Annotated in this window: 17 protein-coding genes and 7 pseudogenes; 7 read left to right on the top strand and 17 right to left on the bottom strand. The window is 51.9% G+C overall.

Features of this window, described 5'->3' with window-relative positions; all coding sequences use genetic code 11:
• The first annotated feature begins 258 nt into the window (after window positions 1-258).
• Window positions 259-408 (top strand): LysR family transcriptional regulator, encoded by a 150-nt coding sequence (locus tag HYE77_RS22975; protein WP_177069440.1) that lies wholly within the window; start codon window positions 259-261, stop codon window positions 406-408.
• A gap of 292 nt (window positions 409-700) precedes the next feature.
• Here the strand turns inward: HYE77_RS22975 and HYE77_RS22970 are convergent, their stop codons facing one another.
• The 3 genes and pseudogenes from HYE77_RS22970 to HYE77_RS22960 all read right to left on the bottom strand — a co-directional run bounded on the left by HYE77_RS22970 (window position 701) and on the right by HYE77_RS22960 (window position 4801).
• On the bottom strand, window positions 701-1321 hold the full coding sequence (locus HYE77_RS22970) for a hypothetical protein (RefSeq protein WP_177069435.1): 621 nt from the start codon (window positions 1319-1321) through the stop codon (window positions 701-703).
• 892 nt (window positions 1322-2213) lie between these two features.
• A pseudogene (locus HYE77_RS22965) lies at window positions 2214-3194 on the bottom strand (IS5 family transposase).
• Between the two features lie 68 nt (window positions 3195-3262).
• Complete coding sequence (locus tag HYE77_RS22960; protein WP_177069434.1) at window positions 3263-4801, bottom strand: IS3 family transposase; 1539 nt, start codon at window positions 4799-4801, stop codon at window positions 3263-3265.
• Between the two features lie 95 nt (window positions 4802-4896).
• Between HYE77_RS22960 and HYE77_RS33010 the strand changes: the two are divergent.
• The 3 genes and pseudogenes from HYE77_RS33010 to HYE77_RS32665 all read left to right on the top strand — a co-directional run.
• A pseudogene (locus tag HYE77_RS33010) lies at window positions 4897-4977 on the top strand (hypothetical protein); the annotation flags it as partial.
• A gap of 76 nt (window positions 4978-5053) precedes the next feature.
• Window positions 5054-5632 (top strand): IS21 family transposase, encoded by a 579-nt coding sequence (gene istA, locus HYE77_RS32670; RefSeq protein WP_371321564.1) that lies wholly within the window; start codon window positions 5054-5056, stop codon window positions 5630-5632.
• An 18-nt stretch (window positions 5633-5650) separates the two neighbouring features.
• Window positions 5651-5986 (top strand): hypothetical protein, encoded by a 336-nt coding sequence (locus HYE77_RS32665; RefSeq protein ID WP_256347471.1) that lies wholly within the window; start codon window positions 5651-5653, stop codon window positions 5984-5986.
• Window positions 5987-6532: 546 nt separating this feature from the next.
• Here HYE77_RS32665 and HYE77_RS22950 read toward each other — a convergent pair.
• The 4 genes and pseudogenes from HYE77_RS22950 to HYE77_RS22935 form a co-directional block, all read right to left on the bottom strand.
• A complete protein-coding gene (locus HYE77_RS22950) occupies window positions 6533-7282 on the bottom strand; it encodes a carbonic anhydrase (RefSeq protein WP_177069433.1) in 750 nt (249 codons plus the stop codon).
• A gap of 1021 nt (window positions 7283-8303) precedes the next feature.
• Window positions 8304-8651, bottom strand: a pseudogene (locus HYE77_RS22945) (50S ribosome-binding protein YggL).
• Between the two features lie 698 nt (window positions 8652-9349).
• Window positions 9350-10771, bottom strand: a complete 1422-nt coding sequence (locus HYE77_RS22940) for a serralysin family metalloprotease (protein ID WP_177069432.1) — start codon at window positions 10769-10771, stop codon at window positions 9350-9352.
• 937 nt (window positions 10772-11708) lie between these two features.
• A pseudogene (locus HYE77_RS22935) lies at window positions 11709-11898 on the bottom strand (DDE-type integrase/transposase/recombinase); the annotation flags it as partial.
• Window positions 11899-11922: 24 nt separating this feature from the next.
• Between HYE77_RS22935 and HYE77_RS22930 the strand changes: the two are divergent.
• The 3 pseudogenes from HYE77_RS22930 to HYE77_RS33005 all read left to right on the top strand — a co-directional run.
• A pseudogene (locus HYE77_RS22930) lies at window positions 11923-12469 on the top strand (IS110 family transposase); the annotation flags it as partial.
• A 140-nt stretch (window positions 12470-12609) separates the two neighbouring features.
• Window positions 12610-13263, top strand: a pseudogene (locus tag HYE77_RS22925) (IS5 family transposase); the annotation flags it as partial.
• A gap of 98 nt (window positions 13264-13361) precedes the next feature.
• Window positions 13362-13469: pseudogene (locus HYE77_RS33005) on the top strand (IS5/IS1182 family transposase); the annotation flags it as partial.
• 183 nt (window positions 13470-13652) lie between these two features.
• On the opposite strand, the gene HYE77_RS22920 reads toward HYE77_RS33005, so the two are convergent.
• From HYE77_RS22920 to HYE77_RS22875, 10 genes are all read right to left on the bottom strand, one after another.
• Window positions 13653-14711: an EscU/YscU/HrcU family type III secretion system export apparatus switch protein gene (locus HYE77_RS22920; RefSeq protein ID WP_177069431.1), complete on the bottom strand. Its 1059-nt coding sequence runs from the start codon at window positions 14709-14711 to the stop codon at window positions 13653-13655.
• Complete coding sequence (sctT, locus tag HYE77_RS22915; protein ID WP_177069430.1) at window positions 14708-15490, bottom strand: type III secretion system export apparatus subunit SctT; 783 nt, start codon at window positions 15488-15490, stop codon at window positions 14708-14710. The genes HYE77_RS22920 and sctT overlap by 4 nt, the downstream gene beginning before the upstream one ends.
• Window positions 15491-15492: 2 nt before the next feature.
• Window positions 15493-15762 (bottom strand): EscS/YscS/HrcS family type III secretion system export apparatus protein, encoded by a 270-nt coding sequence (locus HYE77_RS22910; protein WP_177069429.1) that lies wholly within the window; start codon window positions 15760-15762, stop codon window positions 15493-15495.
• 21 nt (window positions 15763-15783) lie between these two features.
• A complete protein-coding gene (sctR, locus tag HYE77_RS22905; protein ID WP_177069428.1) occupies window positions 15784-16434 on the bottom strand; it encodes a type III secretion system export apparatus subunit SctR in 651 nt (216 codons plus the stop codon).
• A 112-nt stretch (window positions 16435-16546) separates the two neighbouring features.
• Complete coding sequence (locus HYE77_RS22900) at window positions 16547-17374, bottom strand: FliM/FliN family flagellar motor switch protein (RefSeq protein WP_177069427.1); 828 nt, start codon at window positions 17372-17374, stop codon at window positions 16547-16549.
• Window positions 17375-17498: 124 nt separating this feature from the next.
• On the bottom strand, window positions 17499-17936 hold the full coding sequence (locus HYE77_RS22895; protein ID WP_177069426.1) for a hypothetical protein: 438 nt from the start codon (window positions 17934-17936) through the stop codon (window positions 17499-17501).
• A gap of 3 nt (window positions 17937-17939) precedes the next feature.
• Window positions 17940-18323, bottom strand: a complete 384-nt coding sequence (locus tag HYE77_RS22890; RefSeq protein ID WP_177069425.1) for a hypothetical protein — start codon at window positions 18321-18323, stop codon at window positions 17940-17942.
• Window positions 18296-19645 carry an EscN/YscN/HrcN family type III secretion system ATPase gene (locus HYE77_RS22885; protein WP_177069424.1) on the bottom strand — a complete coding sequence of 450 codons (1350 nt, stop codon included), beginning with the start codon at window positions 19643-19645 and terminating at the stop codon, window positions 18296-18298. The genes HYE77_RS22890 and HYE77_RS22885 overlap by 28 nt, the downstream gene beginning before the upstream one ends.
• Window position 19646: 1 nt before the next feature.
• The gene (locus HYE77_RS22880) at window positions 19647-21716 is read right to left on the bottom strand and encodes an EscV/YscV/HrcV family type III secretion system export apparatus protein (protein ID WP_177069423.1); all 2070 of its coding nucleotides are present in this window, start codon (window positions 21714-21716) and stop codon (window positions 19647-19649) included.
• Window positions 21713-22081, bottom strand: a complete 369-nt coding sequence (locus HYE77_RS22875; protein ID WP_177069422.1) for a type III secretion chaperone SycN — start codon at window positions 22079-22081, stop codon at window positions 21713-21715. Before HYE77_RS22875 ends, HYE77_RS22880 begins: the two co-directional genes overlap by 4 nt.
• Window positions 22082-22156 lie beyond the last annotated feature (75 nt).

Raw genomic sequence — 22156 nt, 5'->3', positions numbered from 1 at the left:
CACTTGGTCCTTGAGACCGCCAAGGCGTTGAAGTCTTGACCAGCAAGTAGCACTTGCAGCTTAGCCGTTCAAGGCACACTATATTCATAACCGTGATGAGACACCGGCTGTACTTGATGACGCTTGGCTGCCTCGTTAAAATCACTCTGGACAGATGCTCGGGCTTACCTGTCTGATGCTTTGGCCAGGGATGGAATGACCATGATGTTCGCGACCTACGAGATGAACTTTGCCCGTGGAAGTCGCTGACAGCGTCTAATTCATGGCCGCGGGTCTGCATCGGCTATTGATAGACAGATTCTCAAGGTCGAGGAAGAGCTCGGCGTACCGCTATTCGAGCGGCTGCCTACCGGATTTAGTCTGACATCGGTGGGTGAATTGGTATGGGCCACTGCTTGGCAGAGATGAGGGAGTGCATGGCGCTCTTGAGCGAGCGTCAGAATGTGAACTCATAATTGTGGGGGCCTACAAATTGATTCGCCGGAAGAATCGATGCTGATGTCGGGTTGCTGGTCCCCGGAGGAGAACCGTACTTGCGGGGCCCAGAGTTGAATGCAGTGCTCCTAAATATAGTAGCGGCAACAAGCAATTTTCCTATTTACGTCAACGGGCAAATGATTTCTACTGATTGTATACGCTGATATACATCACATCACTAGATTTTTTTGGTTTTCAAGATTTAGGTGCTATAGGCTATCCTTTAATAAGGTATGTCATCAGAAAATTCTGCTGGCAGTGGTGATTTTATAATTTCGTAAACCACCATTCGAGAAGCATTGTTTTTCAAGTTGTCGTAATAAATATATTCTATTTTAATGTCCGGGGACGTGGTGCTTTCTGGGTTGACAGAAGGAGAGTTGGTTGAGTTCTCTATAAGTTGCTCAATTTTTTCCTTTAGGTCTTCTTTTTCTAGAGTTTTTGCCATGTGGAGTGTGATCATTCTGGCGTAGAGTTGAAAACCAGGCCAGAAGTTATGGTAATGATTAAAATTTATTGTAATGGCGGTGTTTTTTTCATCGTCTGAAATGTAATTCCATACCAAATTGAATTTTTCTTCTGTTGATTCTGCGACAATCAATTTTCTTGCAAGGTTTTCGGGGACGCAGGGGAATCGCATTAGGGCTTTAACTGATTCTTCTGGGTTTGTCCAAGTGCTACCAGATCGGGCTTCGTGCTCGACCTTTGCTACTGCATCAAGTATCCATCCAATGCATTGAAATCGACAAATCCTCACAATTCTGAATTCATTGCTTAGGTACTCAAAGTCAAGCCCGACGGCCGACTCTAGCTCGTTGCTACTTACACTTATAGAATAAGCCATAATGTTTTCTTGATGCCTGTGTATGAGAAGTGGTTTTATTTGCCAGCTATATTTTCCATATGCTCGGCGGGCAGTCAATAGTGTATTTTGTAGAATGTCTGTCAATTGTGTTTTTTCAGTGGGCAAGCACTGAAAAATGACTGTAAATTCAGGGTATTTTCAATGAGTGAATTTTTACGAATTTCTTCAGGCACCCGCTTTTTTTGCCGATTTTTGAGTCAGAATTGCTTGTGAGTTGATTACTTTTAAACGTCTGGAACCGGGATGGTGATAGCAAAATAGTAACAGTTGCAAAATGATACCAGCGGAAATTAGCTTTTTTCTACAAGTGTGGTAAATCGATACGGAAATGGGTTTTGAAAGTCTGGTGAATTAAATCTGTCCGGATCGGTGCCTGATACACAAAGTTTGCAGAACATATCAATCGATATAGAGTGAGGGATCGAAACAGCAAGAAACTACCCAATGAAAAGCTTATTGGGTTACCGGTGAAATAACACGGAAAATTGTGCCCTGCTCCAGTGTCAATTCGACCTCTATCGTTTCACAATGGCCCTCGACAATCTGAGCGGCTATGAATAGTCCCGGACCCCAACCAGAGGTACCGCGCCTGGGTCGTGATGCAGCTTTTCTTGGACTTGGACTCCAGCAGTGCTCGGAGCGCGTCTTTGTCGGGTCGGTTAAGCAATTTGAAATCCCTATTCGGAAGCCAGGCACTCGCTATTCGATTGGTACATTGAGCAGTTAGGGATGGTCTGAAGTAACCGCCAATTTTTCGGCGATTGAGCCATTGGCGCTTTCAAAAAACGACAGCCGTAAAAAGTCGGTCAAATCTGCCGACTACTTTATGTGTTTTGCTGCTGCGAGCGCCTCGTAGCAGCCATTTCCCCCATTACGGACGCACCTCTCCCACGCCGCAGAGCAAATGTCGATGCATCATCCATAGGTGCGACAAGGCGAACAGCGTCACCATTTGAGCAGTGTTCTTCACCAAGCCCCGGAAACGAACTTTGGTATAATCAAACTGGCGCTTGATCACCCGAAATGAATGCTCAACCTTGGTGCGAAGCTGAGCCTTGGCTTTTTCGATCTTGCGTGTCGCGTTGTACAATACGCTGCGTTTGCGATGTTTTTTGTAGGTGCTACGCCGGGTTGCAACCTGCCAGATGACTTTGCGTCCCGCATGTTCTTCACACTTCTCGACGCCGGTATAGCCCGCATCAGCGCAGACCACGTTCTCGGTGCCGTGTAGCAGTTTTTCGACTTGGATTACATCCGCGACGTTGGCCGCAGTGACCACCACGCAGTGCACCAGCCCTGATTCATCGTCGACCCCAATGTGCGCTTTGGCACCGAAGTTATACTGGTTGCCCTTTTTTGTCTGGTGCATTTGCGGGTCACGCTTGCCATCCTTGTTTTTGGTCGAACTGGGCGCATGAATCAGCGTGGCATCGACAATGGTGCCTTGTCGCAGTGACAAGCCACGGTCGCCCAGATAGCCATTGATCACACCGAGAATACCAGTGGCCAACTCGTGTTTTTCCAGCAGGGGACGGAAGTTGAGGATGGTGATTCCATCCGGAATTCGCTTCAGGTTTACACAGGAATACTGGCGCAAGATCGTCGTTTCGTACAGGGCCTCTTCCATCACTGGATCGCTATAACCGAACCAGTTCTGCATGAGGTGAACCCGCAGCATCGCCATCAACGGATAGGCAGGACGGCCACCTTCGCTCTTCGAGTAATGGGGTTCGATCAAGGCAATCAAACCCTTCCAGGGTACGACTCAATCCATCTCGATCAGGAACAGTTCTTTGCGGGTCTGCTTGCGCTTGCCGGCGTACTCGGCATCGGCGAAGGTCATTTGCTTTATCATCGAAAAGCTCGGCGATTGGTATCCTGGGATTTTGCCAAAGGGGATGCGGACAAAAACTTGGACTGTTATGCCGCGAAGCCCAGGCTTTCACGATACTCAATGGGACTGAGCGCGCCGAGGGAAATCTTTATACTTTTTTCGTTGTACCAGCGAATGTATGAATCCAAAGCCTGAATGAACTGCTCGATGCTCGTTGACTGCCAGTTGCGAGGATAGAACAGTTCCGTTTTCAGTCGACCGAAGAAACCTTCACAAGCCGCGTTGTCAGGTGAGCAGCCTTTGCGCGACATCGAACGAATCAGCTTCGCATCAGCGATGCGCGATAACCAGCCGGGCCAGCGGTAGTGAGCGCCACGATCGGAGTGAACAACAGGCCGTTTATCGTTGCTGGCCACCGTTTCGACAGCGGCATCCAGCATCGTGTTCACAAGCTCGGCGTCGGGACGCGTGCCGATCGACCAACTGATTACCTTCCCATCGAAGCAGTCGATCATGGGGGGCAGGTACACCTTGCCGGCTGGGATCTGGAACTCCGAGATGTCGGTCAGCCATTTCTCATTCGGAGCTAGGGCCGTGAAGTCGCGGTTGAGCAGGTTTTCCGGCGCCGGACTGATCTCCCCGAGGTAGGAACCGTATCGACGCCGTTTCGGCTTAGCGACGACTAGGTACTCCTGCTTCATCAAGCGCTGCACCACCTTCTCTGAAAGGCGCACACGCTGCCTGCTCAACGAAGCTCGCATCTGACGGTAACCATAGCAACGATGATTGCGCTCGAATATGTCCGCCATGGCGCGACGCACTTCGATGTACTTTTCCGCGACCTGCATTCGGGCTCGATGATAGAAATAGGAGCTTCGGGCCAAGCCCAGCGCGTCAAGCAACTCTAGCAAGGAGTACCTCGGCCTTAGGGCATCAGCCAGCAATGTCTTCTCCCGATTGGTCAGGACTCGCCGGTTGATGCCCGTCTCTTTTTTTATGAGTTCATTCGCCCTGATCAACAGGTCATGTTCAAGCTGCAAACGGCGAACATCGAGCTGGAGAGATTCGAGTTGTCGCTGCAACTCCTCTCGTTCCGGTGACGATGAGGGTTCAAGCCGACACTTCATGGATGGGGATACCTCTGGGCCGAGTAGCTGGTTTTTCCAGTTGTACAAGGTAGGCCTGCACACGCCCAGCTTTTGAGCCAGGGCTTTTGCACTTTCTTTTCGCGTGCACAGTGCGATGACCGCTGCCTGCTTCACCGCAGGTGGCCGCGCTAATCCGTCTGATCGACTGACAATACGCGTGTGCAACTCGGGGTGCATTTCGTAAATCCAGGCACGCAACGAATTTCGCGCGGGGTAGCCCAACGCCTTGATAGTAGCGGCGATGTTGCGACCGTATTCGAGATAGTGCCCGACAGCCTTTTCCCTTTGGGCCAGTGAGTACTTCGACTTCGAGTTCTCGTAGCCGCGTGGCAGGTCGAGGCATCGCTCATACTCTGCGTGCCAACTCTTCAAAGAGTTCTTCGTCGGGTAGCCCAACTTACGAATAGTTGCCCCGGTTCGCTTGCCTCGCTTGATGTAGAGCTTGACCGCTCGGATACGGTCTTCGTATGAATACATGAACTACCTCCAGGTAGTCCAAGATTTCAGCCGCATCCCCAGGTGTTCAACTGCTTCTGCTCACTTTTTGAGCAGGAGAACACAGTGTGATCGGCATGGAAATGTTGGGAAAAATCCGGCGGATGTACTTCCGCGACAAGCTCTCGCTGCATCAGATAGCCAAGCGTATCGGGCTGTCGAGAAACACCATCCGAAAATGGGTCAGAGCGCCCGAAGCCACTCAGCCGGCGTACGAACGGTGCGCAACCTTCAATAAACTCAGCCCTTTCCAAGAGACACTGCAACAGGCCCGATTCGTTCCGGCCAAAACACAACCGCAGGAGCGCCAAAGCGCTTTTCGAGCAGATCAAGGCCGAGGGTTACGACGGCGGCTACAGCCAGCTCACGGCGTTTGTACGCTCTTGGCTAGGTGAGCAAGGGAAGTCTTTACGCGCTTTTGTACCGCTGACTTTTGCGCTCGGCGAGGCGTTTCAATTTGACTTGAGCGAAGAGAGTCTGCTGATCGGTGGCCTGTTTCGACGTATCCAGGTCTCCCACATGAAGCTGTGCGCCAGTCGCGCATTCTGGTTGGTTGCGTACCCCAGCCAAGGCCACCAGATGCTGTTTGATGCCCATACCCGTTCGTTTGGAGCGTTGGGTGGCTTGCCACGTCGCGTCATCTACGACAACATGAAACCGGCTGTCAACAAAGGCAAAGGCCGCACGGTCAACGCCCGGTTTTCCGAGATGCGCGCGTACTATCTGTTCGATCCGGACTTCTGCAACGTGTCCTCTGGCTGGGAAAAGGGTATCGTCGAAAAGAGCGTTCAGTACAGCCGGAGGCGAATCTAGCTTGATGCTCAAAACTGCATGTTTCAAACCTTCGAGGAACTGAATGTCTGGCTCGGCCAACGTTGCCGGTCGCTCTGGAGCGAACTGGTGCATCCGCAGTACAACGGGCTGACGGTGGCCGAGGTACTGGAGCTGGAGCAGGTCGAAATGATACCAGTGCCAACGGCATTAGATGGCTACGTCGAGCGCACCGTGCGGGTCTCCAGCACCTGCCTGATCAGCGTGGCGCGAAATCGCTATTCAGTGCCATGTGAGCGAGTCGGCCAGTGGGTCAGTAGCCGTCTATATCCTTCACGAATCGTGGTCATCGCCGACGAAACGGTGATCGCCAGCCACGAGCGCCTCTTTGATTGAGATCAGGTCAGCTTTGACTGGCAGCATTACATCCCGCTTTTCGAGCGCAAGCCTGGTGCACTGCGCAATGGCGCCCCATTTGCTGAACTGCCAAAGCCGTTACGGCTTCTCATACGTGGACTGAGGCGTCACACCAACGATCGAATCATGATGTAGCAACTGGCTGCTGTGCCCATCGGTGGTCTCGAACCAGTGTTGGTGGCGGTGGAGTTGGTTCTTGAGTCGGGAAGTCTTAGCGCCGTTCACATCCTCAATGTCCTTGCCCGCTTGACCTTCACCGCACCAAAACCATGTATTAGCGTCGGAAGGAAAAGCCGTCCAGGATACATGTCGTACTGATTCTACCGATGGACAAGACCCTACAGTTTCCTAGGCCAGCGCAGTGCGGCGGCAAGAGAAAAAACTCAAGTTCAAGACTCAAATGAAGGAGCTTCACGCTGTTGAAATCCAGCGCGATGAACGCCGGATTAACAATTCTCATCGACCGATCCAGACGCCTGCTTGCCGCGCAACATAACAAGGGGGGGAGCTCTTAATGAAGCATATTTATACGATGAACTTCACTTCTCCAGAGTGTAGCTGATAAACCCCGCCAATAATCTTCAAGCGCCCTTGCTGCACCGCATCAGCCAATAAATAAGATGAGCTTTTTAGGCGCGCTACATTGTCCTTAACATTTTGGGAAATAGCATTTTCCAACAAGTCTCCGGGCTGTTTAAGGACCTTGCGCACGGACGGCTCAATGGCGGTCGCCAGGCTTTGGATGCTACCAGGATAAGTCGCACCTTCCTTGACGGACTTAACGCCCGCCGACACAGCACCGCAACGCTCGTGCCCCATAACAACCAGCAGCGGTGTGCCTAACACGGCGACCGCATACTCAAGACTGGCCAAAACGTCAGTGGTTATAAAGTTTCCCGCCACCCGTACTGCGAACAAGTCACCACGCCCGGTATCAAAGGCGTACTCAGGGGCAATGCGTGAGTCGGCGCAACTGAGTACGGCGACATATGGATTTTGCCCATCCACCAGTGCAGCACGCTCCGAAAGGAAGTCCTGTCGCCTGGTGACACCTTCTATGTAGCGCGCGTTACCGGCTCTCAATCTCTTGAGCGCGTCATCAGGATTAATAGCATTTTGGGGTTTGGGGGGGGGCGCGATAGGGCGTGCCTGAGCCGGCTTTATTGAGAGGACGTTTGAGAAAGCTACGAGGCCAACACCAATTCCTGCGAATCGCAAAAACCTTCGACGATCACTTCTTTCAAGTTCTGCATGCAATTTACGAGAGGAGCACATAGGTAATCTAATTCCCAATATAAGTCAAATTAAGGTGTGGGTAATATTAAAAGTGCAGAAAGCATTTGCTTATTAAAACTCGACAGTCGCTATTTTGTGGGCTTGACTCTCTGAATTACCTCGATAATCCCTAATGAATGATATGAACAAGCGAAAAGCAATTTTTGTATCGCTCACTGCTTGGGAAGTCCCGGCTGCGACGGCACAACTCTGTGCAGATAGAGATTAATTCAGCGAGGGCAGCCTGGCTTTCATTAAGTCGCAACAGTACTTCTGGAATGGATACATAGCTCTTCATGGCAACGCTTTGACTGGACGGTTCGAATTGCATCATGGAAATGTCGAGCTCTTTATATGAATAAGTCGACTGAATTTATACTCCTAACCATATAGATCTTATTGCGTAACGTATTTCAGAAAACTCCTAATTTACCGCATCAACCTGACCGGCGATTACTTATGGCGGCAGAGCCGCAAGCTGGAATACGGGAAATTCAGGCCGTTACGATAGCTCGGAAAGCCTTAGCGTACGATTTTTCCGAATTCTCTCGGCTCCCCATAAAAATTCATGCATTGGCCGGACTCAGTAAAATGCGATCCTCTAAACTTCTAGAAATAGTTAGTGGAAGCAAGTTGTTGAAATTTAGAAGTAAAAGTCCTGCTGACGGTTACTAAGGGGCCGGACTAATTCGTGATGTGCCACTCTGCCTGTTCCATTTAAATGCATGGATACGGGGGGAAGTACTGACGATACGTAGAAAGCGGGAGGTGCCGATTTCTTTATATCTCGGACGTTTAGCGAAAATTGAATGTTGGCACGTCCCAATGCCTGGCTTCGAATCCGGGCGCATGTTTTTGCCAAGTCGATCAGAAACGCTGTTAGGAGGCCGTATCAACTTAAGCCTCTCAGGGCGCGGCGATAAATCTGGGTGCGAGAAAAGGAGGGAGGCAAACTGAATATAAAGGCGTTCTTCTTAAGCCATAAACAAAAGGGTCATCGCAATGGATGACCCTTTGAGCATCAAGCTATCGAATTGATCGGCCTTTCCGGGTACCAGACGTCGAGCCGCGGGCTGACTTCAACGCTGGTTAGCTCGGCGCGGCCTTTGAGCCAGATTTCAACGGCAGCGCGTTACTCAGCGCTGACCGAGCCACGCTTATGCAAGCAATCCAGGTCGTAGTCATCGCCGCCAACATAGCCGAGACCATTGGCTTCCATCGCTTCTTTCAGGAATGCGTTGAGGAGTGCGTCGATTGCGTCTTCAGCCAGAGGTTCCTTGAAGTCCAAGTGCAATTCGAAGCCCAATTCCGGGAACTCGCTCACAAAAAGCATTTTTTTTTGCAGACGCTGGGAGCGACTAGTGGCCATGAAACGATCCTGTTGAGAAATAACGGTTAGTACTTTTCCAGTTAATAGACATAGATGCCTGGTTGAATGAAGCGAAATCGATTATATCGATTACGGCTATTTCAGTTACCCTCAAATACTGTCACGTGTCCTTGAGGTCGGTTGTTGAAAGCCCAGTGTAGCCTGTAACGCTGTTATCTAACGGTTAGAAATCACTTGGAGGGAGCAAATTTAGTAAAAGATTTTTTCTTTGTAAAGGATTTTCTATGCTGATTTACGCTGGTATAACTCAAGCTGCTTTGAGTGTAGTTTGGCGCTATGAATAAAGTGATCTCCTTCCGGACATAACCGCGTCATCGAGTTTTTGATATGGCCGAGGCCCAAAAGTAGGTCAGGACGGATGTACGTAAGTCTCAAGCGGTGGGGGTATAGCGATATGGTACGTGTTACTGATTGAGTTATATTGACCCCCCCCCTAAAGTATGTTATTTCAACACATGAACAACCGTGTATGGCTGATAGTAATCACGCTTATTCGACGACCATCGCGCTAGCAGATGATGGCAGATAAAATGTGACGGCTTAGCTCGGGAAGTTTCTCCGGATCAAGTCTGATGCCGACGGGTGGGGGGCATGACGATCTCCGAGTGCTGGCTGAAAGAACATCTATAACCAGTCAGCCGGAGATCTAATTTCTGAGACCGTAAACTAGCCTTCGCTCAAGCGATGATATCGGTTGTCGCGGCCTGCCCGACGGTACCTACCGCAAAGTCCACCTGGCCACTGCCATTGAGATCGATCATCAGACTGCTCTGATTACTCTCTAGGAAGTATGTCAGGATGGCGTCGCCGGCATGACCTGTGAAGCTGCTTACGAAGTTCAGCGTCGCGCTGGCCGACGAAAACGCGGCAATGCCTGACAGATCTATTTTGTCTTGCCCTGTGGTGAAGTCCATGATCCAGGCCGGCGCTGTCATCGTCGAGTCGCTAGCTTGGCCGAACACAAAAGTGTCTGCCCCGGCACCGCCCCACAAGGAATCCCCACCGCCACCCCCATAGATGATGTCGTTCCCGGCACCGCCTTCAAGAATGTTGGCCGCCAAATTACCAATCAAGAGATCGTTACCAGCGCCTCCGATCGTGTTTTCCAGCGTCACACCATGAGCAACAGATACGTTACCCACCAGGCCACCTATATCGGAGAACGAACCTGCATTGAGGTTGATTTTCTGGTTCTGGCTGAAACCGGAGAAGTCCAGGGTGTCGTTACCACCGCCATCCCACACCGAAAACACCAGCTTGTCGCCGGATGCGGTCGCCGTGTAATAGTCGCGCTCGGTGTTCGAGTTGAACCCGTAAACGGTGTTGCCACTGCGGGTATCCAGGTTCGCCCCGTAGAGCTTCTGGATTGCCACGATGTCATCCATTAACGGCGCTGACGAATAAGTGCCACTGAAGTTCTGGTGGGTATTACTTTCGCTCCAATAACTCATGAGGCTATAGCCACGCGTGTCCTCAGCATAAGTGACATCGTTGTACGTCGGGTTGCCGTTTCCAGCGTTGTAGTTGCCGGGGTGAGACAACCCCAGGGAGTGGCCAATTTCGTGGGTGAGCGTTTGCCGGCCGTAGTTACCGTTGTCCGGCGTGGTGTTGACCTGATACTGATCATTGACCATATACCAGGACTGACCGTCACGTGAACCACCGGTTGGTAAGTACGCGAAGGCTGCACCGCCCGTATAGGTGCTGTAGTTGCCAAACGTCAGGTGACCATCGGCCCCGCCAGGGGTGTCAGCGAAGGTCACATCTGCAACATCAGACCAAGACTGCAAAGCGAGCACTGTCTGGGCCTTTTGCACTGCATTGAACTCACTGAAATTACCCAGGTTCGGGTTGAAGTCAGCGGGCTTGGAGGTCAGAAATGTGTAGCTGAGGCTGATTTTTCCGTCCCCGCTCTGATCGTGCCAGCTTGCGCCTTTACGCAGTAATTCGTCTGCAGCCTGATCGGCGGTGAATGAAGGCTTACCGTTCACCAGAGCGGGCCCGCCACGATCATACCAATGATTAAAACTATCGACCTGCTCGTGTGCATTGATGGCCTGAATAGGGGGAGATACTTTATTCTCTTTTGGTTTTGACATATAATTCCTTGTTTATAAATAATTAAGAATCAATTAGCGGGAATGGTTCTTCTGGATGGAGTCAAACTCTTATATTGTGGTGGTAGGGCATGATTTTTTAATTAATATTTAACTAGTTTTTAGTGCTGTCCAGGTATGGCAAGGCATTCTTTAGAGGTTTTGGTTGAAGTTGATCGTCCTCATTTTTTGAAGTGATTGTGGTATATTTAGATATCTTTATTTGCGTATTGGTGCGAGATAAATACTTTAAAGATAGTTGTCATTACTCGAGGAGTAAGATAGCAAATATGCACTAGGTTTGGGCGGTTGTTGTTAGCTCCTAATCCTGATTGTCCCTTGTATCCGGGGCAAGAGTATTAATCAGAATAAATTTTGTTACAAATTAATCGAGTGGGTACAATGAATGGGTACCTGAATTCAGTGTGTTAAGGCCGCGCTTGTAGTGCTGCTCATCTAATCCTTTAGATGCTAGCCTTGGAAACCTGCAAGCACTTGGCACAAACGATCTTTCAAAAATTGCTGTTCATGAATGTCTTGCGGGGCACTGACGAGCAAGGCTTTCAATTGATTGATCGCTTGGGTTTTCGCTCAGACTGCGTTGCGCCGAGCGACCGAAACCTCCCGCGTCGCCTCGGCACACCCGATTGGGTCATGGCGATCGCCTTGGCGTCTCCCGAAAGAACGGATCGATCAGCGCTCTCAGCGCTCTCAGCGTCGGTAGGGTTCGGATTTCTCCTGGAGCTGGCGTTTGGAGCGATCAGGGCGGTTAACCTCCAGCACCTTGATGCCATGATCACACAGGATACGGGCTCAATCCGAGCCATAAGTTCTGGTGCCTTCCACGCTCGCACGCTTCAACATACCGAAGGGGTTGGCCCAGGTAACGAGCTTGAGATATCCGCGGGTATCGGTTGTTGCCGCCAAGCTGCCAAGAAGGTTTCGACACTTGATCCGAATTGTATAGCAGTCCTGAAGGCATACCACGCTGCTCGTATGCCATATCCACGGCCTTGATTACGAGCTCAGCGTCCGGTTTTTCAGGCAGTGCCATCCCACTATCCGGCGTGTGCAGAGATCCAGAACGACAGCCAAGTAATGCCACTTTTCTTGCGCCAAATATAGGTGATTGCGTCATCACGAGCGAGTTAGCAATGGTCGGGATTGAACTCGGCAAACACAGCTTTTATCTGCACGGTCAGGACAAGACAGGCCGGGAGGTGTTTCGTAAGAAACTCTCACGTCAGCAGATGATGCAGTTCTTCAGCAACCTTCCGGTATCTACCGTGGTTATGGAGGCCTGTGCTGGAGCGCATTTCGTTGCTCTTCATTGATGGTCATCGGTCATGAAATCAAGCTGATTTCCCCCCAATTCGTCCGCCCTTACGTCAAGGGTAGCAAAATGATTTTGTCGATGCTGAAGCCAGCTGCGAAGCGCATCACGCCCGTCCATGCGTTTCGTTTCGCCTAAGGCCGAAGCCTGGCAGGCACTTTCAGTTTTGCATCTTCTGCGAGAGTCACCGGTGCGAGGCGGCACCAAAACCGCCAACCAGATGTATGGTTTCCTATTGGCGTTCGGGATGAGCCTGCCCAGAGGGCTGGCCATCATGAGGCGCCTGCCGGTCATCCTGACTCAGCATGAGCTGCCCCATTCGTCTCAGGACACTCTTGGATCGTTTACGCGAACACTTCAACTACTTAGGGGCACTCTGAAGAGGACTTCCAAATCTGGTGAAATACCCGCGTGACACGAACACGACGGTTGAGTCCCGATGAAACAGATGTCCTTCGCCGATGCCGAGCACGCCGGCAAACGTAAGCCGACCCGCCGCTAGCGCTTTCTGATCGAGATGGATCAGGTCGTGCCCTGGAAGGGCTTGGTTACTTTGATCGAGCCGCATTATCCAAAGGGCGAAGGGGGCCGTCCGGCATATCCGTTGATGGCCATGTTGCGCGTTCATTTGATGCAGAACTGGTTCGGCTACAGCGATCCGGCGATGGAAGAATCACCATATGAAACGACGATTCTGCGTCAGTTCGCGGGCTTGAATCTGGATCGGATTCCCGATGAAACCACGATCCTCAACCTCCGCCGCTTGTTGGAAAAACATGAGTTGGCAGGCGGGATCTTGCAGGTCATCAATGGCTATCTGGGCGACCGTGGCCTGCTGTTGCGTCCCGGCACGGTGGTCGATGCGACGATCATTCACGCGCCGAGTTCGACCAAGAACAAGGACAGTAAACGCGATCCCGAAATGCACCAAACCAAGAAAAGGAATCAGTACTTTTTTGGTATGAAAGCGCACATCGGCGTCGATGCCGAATCCGGCTTGGTGCGTAGCCTGGTGGGCACGGCGGCCAATGTGGCGGACATGACGCAGGTCGATCACTTGCTGCACGGTGAGGAAACTTACGTGTGTGGCGACGCCGGTTACACCGGCGTGGACAAACGTCCCGAGCATCAGGATCGCAAGATGATCTGGTCGATTGCCGCCTGACCAAGCAGCTATAAAAAGCACGCAAAAAAGAGTCTGATACGGGCGCATGCGACGCAAGATCGAATACGGCCGCGAACGTGGTGGATGTCACCTAGGTCGACCAGTTGCTGCACGGTGACGAAACCTATGTTTCGAGTGGCGTTGGATACACCGGTGCGGCCAAGCGCCCGGCGGAGTTGTTGAGTCGATTGGGTTGGTCAATCTGATACTGGCTAGGCGGTATTTGCAACGGAGTCGGAATAAATCCGTCTGAAAGGCGGGATAGACCCGCAAATCAGCAAAGAGGGCGAAAATCGGCCTTGGAAATGGGGCCGATGCGAACGGGTTAATCGTTCAGCGTCTCCCTTGAGATCGTCGTTTGAATTCGTCTGTTGTTAAATAGTGCTTTAAGTTTCTTTAGATTCATCTTCATAATTCAAGTTCATCGCGAAACGCAATAAGTGAGCAACCGGCTCGAACAGTGAGGAAGGGATATAACTACCAGGAGCAACCTGTGCTGCGAGCATCCGCGCGATTTCTATGTTCTCCACTACCGGGATCCTGGCCTTTTCGGCAAGTCGAACAATATGTTGTGCCATGCGGTCATGACCGACTTCGAGTACCTGTGGCAGAGGGGTTTCTCCTTGCTGGTAGTAAAGGCATACTGCAATGTGCGTCGGGTTGCGAACTACCATAGTTGATTTTTTGACATTTTTTGCCAGGCTGCCGCTTTGAATTTCCCGATGAATTTCTTTGCGCTTGCTCTTTATTTCCGCATTACCCTCAGTGTTTTTGAACTCCTGTTTGATGTCCTCAATCGACATCATCAGCTTCTTGTTCGTGTTGTAGCGTTGAAACGCGAGATCGGCGAGACCAAAAATTGCATAAAAGCCTAGCAATACAGCCAGCATCCAGAACAGCAGGCGGGTTGCGGTCTTCATGCCGCAATCGATGTCGCACAATGGTAGGTACTGGATCGATGGGGTATAGGTTTTGATCAGGTAGTAGCAGATCAATGACAGAATCAGCACCTTCAAAATCGACTTGGTCAGCTCGAATAGACTATGCATCGAAAACATCTGCTTGGCATTGCTCAGTGGGTTGACCTTTTCCAGTGAGGGCTTGAGCGCTTCCGAGGCCAATAGCGGGCCGATCTGAGAAAGAATCGAGACCACGGTAATGACGATGACAAGCGCGGCAATGCCGCCGAGAAAGCGCAGTGCAAGTCCGACGAAGGTCGCAAGTATTCGGTCGGTAGCGGGTCCAATTGAGTAGTTGATAACTTCGATAGAGACAACCACCAGCAAATTTAATGCTTGCAGCAGGTACGGACCTTCAAGCAGGAAATAACCGAGGATGGCAGCCAGTTGCAACCCGCTGGTGATCTCCATGCTTTTGGCTACTTGCCCTTTCAAGCGGGCATCACGAATCTTTTTCGGTGTGGGTTTTTCTGTTTTTTCACTCAACGCAAATGATCCGACAATTCTTGCCAGTGTTCTACGATGTGAAGGGACCACTCAGTAGGCGATTGCATGGCATACTCGAGTGACACAATCAGCAAAAAGATGGCGAACGCACTCTTAACGGGCATAGACAAGAAAAAGACATTCATTTGCGGAGCTGATCGGTTGATGAGTCCAAATGCCATATCTACCAGTAATACAGCGACCATCGCGGGCATTGCGAAGCGAATGCTGAGTTCATAGAGCAGTTGCCATTGGCGTATGAGAAACGTTGGAAAACTTTCCCTCAGTTGCCAGGCAGCTCCCGGTGGGAAGGTTACGTAGGAGTGATAGAGAGCAGCAATCAGTTCATTCAAACCCCCTGTAACGAGGAAGATGACGCTGAATACGCGAGTAAGCAAGATCCCCAGTAAAGAAGATTCCTGGCCGATCATGGGGTTGATGACGCTGGCCATTGCCGTACCTCGCATGGTGTCGATCAGTGTGCCGGCCATATCGACTACCCAGAATGGAATAGCGGCGACGAAACCTATCATGACGCCAATGCTGATTTCCGAAGCGACTATCCACAAATATCCCCAGCCGTTCAACTGCTCGCTCCCCGGGAGGGGCCAGGTTTCGTACAAGGCTAGCGTGGGAAGTGCTAGTGATAGCGCGAAGGCATTGCGTATGAGCGTGCCTCCAAGCACTGACGGGGTCATGATCGGAACAATCAGCATCATCCCTAGGGGGCGCAGGATGGAAATGCCCAGTGCCGGCATCCAGACCGTCAGCAGTTCCATGTTTACAAAGCCATTCGATTGATCTGTTCGAACGAACGTATGGTGTAATTCATCAGCACGTCTCCCATCCAGTGATATGTAGCTGCCAGCGTTATGGAGACCGCGATCAGCTTAATAAGAAACTGAACGGTTTGATCCTGTATCTGAGTCAGTGCCTGCACCAGACCTACGATGACGCCGACGGTGGAAGCGACGACGACGACAGGTAGGGATAGCAGAAGAATGATCCATAGCATCTGGGTGGCTAAATGGGTGATAACGGCGGTGCTCATTGACGCTCCCGGCAGGCTTCATCAAGAAAATGACAGCAGCAATTGTCCAATCAGTTTCTCCCAACCGTTTATCAATACAAATACGAGCAGCTTGAGCGGCAAGGAAATAGTCATGGGCGAGACCATCATCATGCCCATTGCCAACAGTATATTGGAGACGATTAGATCTATAGCAACGAAGGGCAGAAACAACAGGAGGCCGATCTTGAAGCCCTCGATCAGTTGGCTAACCGTAAACGCCGGCAATATGACGAGTAGAGAGTTTTCGGGGATACGCGCGTGGTATTTCTCGGGCCAGATCTGATGACCTATTTCCGAGAAAAAGATCACCTGCTCTGGCGCGGTGTTATGCTCCAAAAACTCTCTATAAGGCACAAGAATGCTAATTTCGATCTGCCGCACGAAGTCCTTGGATTGAAGCTCGATGGGTTCCCTTGAGATGCGTTCCTGTATATCGAATCCCACCGGTGCCATGATGAATAACGTTAACACTAAGGCAAGGCCGTAAAGTGCGATGTTGGGTGGAATCTGCTGTGTGCCCAGTGCATTACGCAGCAGCGCAAACACGATTGCCAGTTTAAGAAACGACGTTCCCATAATAACAAGTAGTGGCATGATCGAGAGTGCTAGGAGCACGACTATCAACTGCAAGGGCTGATCCAGCAAACCCATTGGTGGCTCCGCGTGTTAATGATGTAATTCATTGTCCAAGGGAGTCCTCTCTGTAGATATAGGGGTAAGACCTGAACTTTCCTAGTAAGGATTCCCCTGGAGTGCTACGTGTTTAGGCCAGCCGTTCAATACGGGCCGCGAGTTGGCCATCGATATCGAGAAGGATGCCGTGCGCAAAAGTACGCCCGCCGACTTTTAGCGTTACAAGTTCGTCCTGATGGATTAGCCCTTGCAAAATGTCGCCTTTTTCGAGAGATGTGAGCCTATTCAGCGCTAGCTCTATACTGGCTACTTCGACCACAACTGTGACAAGCGGGTCTGGAGTGGAAATGCTCACATTCGTGGGGGCGGCCGGTTGTACGTCTAGCCAATCATTGAAGTCAGACATGAGGCCCTCGATTTGAATGGTATCGGGAAACGTGAGTTTGACAGTGGCCAGCGGACGCTGCAGGAAAAGGAATAGGCGGGCCTCCGCGACGGCGCAAGCGCGGCGCATGACAAGTGCATCGCCTATATGCATGCTGTGTAGGCGAGTCCTTTCAAGTGTGCTCCAGCCGGCCACGAGTGACACTGGAGCTCGAAAGGCAGGTGCTCCATCGTCCATTGCGTAAATGGGATGCAGAGCATTGATCAGTGACTCCAACCATATTAGCGGGACTTCTAATAGTTGCAGGCTCAAGAAACGGTCACCCTGCTCCAGACGCAGAAACCAACCCTTTTGCGCTTGAGTCGGTGGCGTCTCGTGGAGCTTGCACGCGAACGGGTAAGGCAGGTTGAGCGCGCGTAGCGCCTTTTGCAGGGCTTCTAGTGTCAGAGCCGCTAGCGGTAGGTGTAAATCCTCAGCAAGCATTTGCCAGGACGGAATCGGCAACTCAAGATCAAGCCAGCCGCACCATTGTTCTGGGAGCATGCCCAAACGCAACGGTTGCTCGTCGAGCATGCATTCGAGTACCAGTTCACAGGTCGGCTGCTCGGTATAGCCAAGGCGTAGTCGACCTCCGTCCCAAACGTATTCTCGTCCTATGCCGAGTTTGCGCAGCAGCTCGCCCTCTAGTGACGACAATTTAGTCAGTGGGCGCATCGCAATCGAAAAACTCTAAATGGATGGGAAGTTCAAAGTGTGCGGCGAGTTCGAGCTTCAACTCAGCCTGCCAGTCACCACAGCGACCGCTTCGTTGAGTGCCACTCAAGCGTAAGCGTAGTGTGAGTGTGCCTGCTTGCCTGTGTATTTCGATGAGCATGCCTGCGAGTGCTCCATTTGTGAGGCGCACACTCAGTTGTTCAGGTGGTTGCAAGGTACGCGGTAGCATGAGCTCGTATAGGTGTGTGATCTCTTCACGCCGACCGACCGGCTTGGTTTGCGACGTGTACAGTTCGTCCGCGACACGCGAGGTGCCGTTGTTCAGCAATGTAAGGAAGGAGGTTTGCTGTCCAGCGCTTATAAACTCAACCATGGGTGTTTCGCAGTGTACGCGCGGCTTTGTGTTCTTCGAAATCTGCATAAATTATTCCAGGATCATTCTGAGCTTCTCTTGCTCGAGCAAGTTCTTGCGTAACAGCGACTGTTGCTCTGATTTGCTTACCTGTAGTTGCTGCCATTCGGCCTTAATCTGATCCAGATTTTCTGTGAATCGGATATCTTCCTCCCCGTAGCTGGCAAGCGTGCGTTTGTGTATTTGAAATTGATCATGGCTGAATTGTTGCTCAATCCCGCTTAGCCGACGCCAGGACTCCCAGTGTTGCTGGCGCTGATCGAGCAGTACGTTCTTTCTTTCCAGCAGATCCGCTTCCTGTTGCAGGTACGTAGCGAACAACAAACGCAAACTGCGTTCACGCTTTGCCTTGATGGACAGCAGGGTATTCAGAGTTGTCCTTCCGTGGTTTTCCATAGAGCCTCCAGTGTCTGTTCATAAGCAATTTTTTCATCGGTGCGTTGACATAAAAATGCTTGGATTGCTTCCTTGCGTGCGAGTGCCTCGTCGGCTTGTGTGTCTTGACCCGCTTGATATTCTCCAACCCTGACCAGTAGTTCGATTTCTTTGTGTGCAGCGAGTAGACGGCGTAGTTTGCCTGCTTGACGGCGATGGTCATCACTGGTGACCTGATGCATGATCCGGCTCACGCTGGCGCTAACATCGATGGCTGGATAGTGGTGGGCCTGGGCCAGTTGGCGCGATAGAACGATGTGCCCATCGAGGATCGAACGCACCTCGTCAGCTACGGGCTCGTTCATGTCATCTCCTTCCACCAGCACTGTGTAGATTCCTGTGATGCTGCCGACCTTGGCAGGCCCCGCGCGTTCCAGCAAACGGGGTAGTCGTGCAAAAAAGCTCGCCGGGTAGCTGCCTGCCACAGCTTGCTCACCCGCCGCGAGTCCGATTTCGCGTGCCGCGCGCGCAAAACGCGTGAGCGAATCCATCATGAGCAAAACCTTCTTGCCTTGATCGCGAAAGTACTCGGCTACGGTCGTAGCAGTGTAGGCAGCTTTCAATCGTTCAGTTGCTGGGCGGTCAGAGGTTGCAATGATGATCACACTGCGCTGTCGCGATTGTTCAGGTAGGGTCTGTTCGAGAAATTCGCGAACCTCTCTACCGCGCTCGCCAATCAATGCCAGCACGATGACGTCGGCCGAACAGCCGCCGCAGATCATCCCTAGCAACGTACTCTTACCGCCGCCGGCTGCAGCAAAGATTCCGATGCGCTGCCCTTCTCCACAGGTCAGCATAGCGTCAATGGCTCGAACACCCAGTGGTAACGGTGTATCGATGAGCGTTCGGGTAAGCGGGTTGGGGGCGGTATTCTCAAGACCTCGTCGGGGGGCGTCGTCGGGGCTGACGTTGTCATCGAGAGGGCGACCCAACCCATCGATGATGCTGCCAAGCAGGTGCTCTCCTACGCTGATCGAATGAGGTTCGCCCTTCGTGCTGACTAAGTTTTCGACCGTTATCCCGAAGGGCTCGCCGAAAGGTAAAAGCCAGGCGAATTCGCCTTTGATGGAAACGACCTCTGCTTCGAGCCCTTGAGGTTCTATACGGCAAAGCTCACCCAGCCCAACCCCTGGCAGAGACGCCCGCAGTAGCGTTGGGCCGACCTCTACGATGCGTCCGAAGCGGGAGGCTATCGCTATCGGACAATGGCTTAGCGAGTCAATACGCTCTGTAAGGCTGGCGGTGACTAAGTCGTGCACTTTGTGTGGATTGGGTCGGTGCATATCAGACCTCGCCGATCAGATCGATATTGCTGATCACGTGTAACTCGCTTTCATCGCTCACTTCCTGGAACGAAAGCACAGGCAAATGGTAGAACTCCCGCTCTATGAGTTTGCGCAGGAAGCGTCGCACATCGATCGCCGTCAGAAGAACGCTGCTCTGTGATTTTCGTTGCTCGAAAGCAGATCGGATACAGCCTAGAATAGCCTGGTTCTGTTCCGGTGCGAGGGACGAGTAGGATCCCGCCGAAGTCTGTCGGATTGATTCGCGAATCATGCCCTCGATACGATCTCCGATCGTCCAGGCATTGATACAAATCTGGCCGGCCCGATGCCGTGTGGTGATGTGTCGGCGCAACGCCATGCGCGCGTACTCTGCAATCATGAGCGGATCTTTCTCGCGCGGTGCCCACTCAATCAGTGCTTCGAAAATAGTCCGCAGGTCGCGGATCGATACTTGCTCACTAACCAGGCGTTGCAGTGTGTCCGCGATTCTTCCAATCGGAAGTTGGCGTTGTACCTCCTTCACCAATTCTGCGTATTTGCCCTCCATCGCGTCCATCAAATAGCGCGTTTCCTGTACGCCAATGAAGTCCGCGGCGTAGCGCTCGATTGCCAGCGATACGCAATGAACTGTACGGGCATCCCCCTCGTATAAAGTCACGCCCGTAGCTGCCAGTGCCTGACTTGTGGAGGGATCGAACCATTGCAGGTTCAAGCTGTTGAATGGCAGTGCATCGGTCTGTCGGGCGAGTGCCTGTAATGGCGTCGAAGTGTCTGCCAGTAGCATGTTCTCGTGGAGCTTGATGGACAAAACAGGCTCCAGATAAAGCAGCACTCGCAAGGTCCCCGGTAGTAGCTCTGGACTTTCCTGGACGTGAATTTCCGGCAGCGGAATGCCAAGTTGCTCAAACATTGTGTATCTCAGGGAAGCAAGGCTTTGGGGGAGTGTGCCTGTGTATAACAGGTCGGGAGCTACTTTCACCATCAACGGCTCTGCGCCAGGTCTAAGCTCGCTGCCGCCTTCGCTTAGTCCGTCAGCGCTAGCAGTAAATGCCCGCTCAGCATCGTTGGTTGCAGCAGTGCCGTGCTTGGTGGTGCCACGACGCCGCTTCTTCAGCCACCAGGTGCAACTGAAGATTGCCGCTGACAGCAACACGAAGTATACGAATGGAAAACCAGGGATCAATGCGAAAGCGATCAGTACGCAAGCTGCCAGTATAAGCGCCTGGGGATATTTGGTGATCTGATCACTTATGTCATCTGCAAGGTTCTGGCGTTGTTCGCCTGGCACTCGCGTGACGATGATGCCAGCGGTAATTGAGATCAGGAGCGCTGGAATCTGACCGATCAAACCATCACCGATGGACAGGAGTGCATAGGTGGACATTGACTCCCCGGCACTCATGCCATGCATGAAAACACCTACCGCTGCGCCGCCAAGAATGTTCACGATAATGATGATGATACCGGCGATGGCGTCCCCTTTGACGAACTTCATCGCGCCATCCATCGCGCCGTACAGTTGGCTTTCCTTTTGCACCAGCCCTCTCTGACGGCGCGCTTCGCGCGCATCAATGACGCCTGCGCGCAGGTCTCCATCGATACTCATCTGCTTGCCTGGCATGCCGTCAAGCGAGAAGCGTGCGCCGACCTCGGCCACCCGCTCGGAACCTTTGGTGATCACGATGAACTGGACAACCGTAATGATCAGAAAGACGATCATCCCGACGCCAAGATTGCCGCCTACCGCAAAGGTGCCGAAGGCATAGATGATTTCTCCGGCATCGGCCTGCAGAAGAATGAGTCGCGTAGTACTGATGGTGAGTGCCAGTCGGAACAGCGTGGTTATCAGCAATAGAGACGGAAATGCCGAAAACTCGAGTGGGTCGCGGATGTAGAGCGACATCATCAGCAGGATGATGGATACGGTCAGATTTATTGCGATCAGAAGATCGACCAGCCCGGTAGGCAGCGGCACAATCATCATGAAAACGGCTACCAGCAAAACGATTGCCAGTACCACATCCTGGCGTTGGGCTGCCAGAGTCAGCCATTTGCTTATGTATTTCATTGTGCGCCGCTGAAATGGGCTTCAAGTAGCCGCCGCATCGTCTGGTAGCAGGCCAGCCAATGTCTGACGTCATGCTCCGGAGCGGGGGAGAGGCTGAGAAACAAGCGTTCGCTAATCATGTAGGCACGCAACGGTATTCCCTGCGTCCGAGCGGGATGACACAGGCTCAGCAGAGTCTTGAAAGTGCTGGCTCGGTGGGGATGTTCGACAGTTCGACTCATCGTAAACACGACACGGGAATTCATGTACTCAATGTAGAAATGCAGGGGCGGCATATGGAATTCCATGCGCGGATCGATGCGCACCATCGGGATAGCTGATAGTTGCAGGAATTTTTCTAGTCGGCGCTCGGTTTGCAAGTCCATGGTGTTCTTTCAATGTCATCACTGTGCTGTATCTTCTGCCACTTGCCTGCCTGGCTCTATCGGGTAGAAACCTGA

It is taken from the genome of Pseudomonas sp. IPO3774 (assembly GCF_013386835.1).
Lineage (GTDB): Bacteria > Pseudomonadota > Gammaproteobacteria > Pseudomonadales > Pseudomonadaceae > Aquipseudomonas.
Note: the sequence above shows the minus strand (reverse complement) of the source record. Positions and strands in the feature narration are given on the sequence as shown.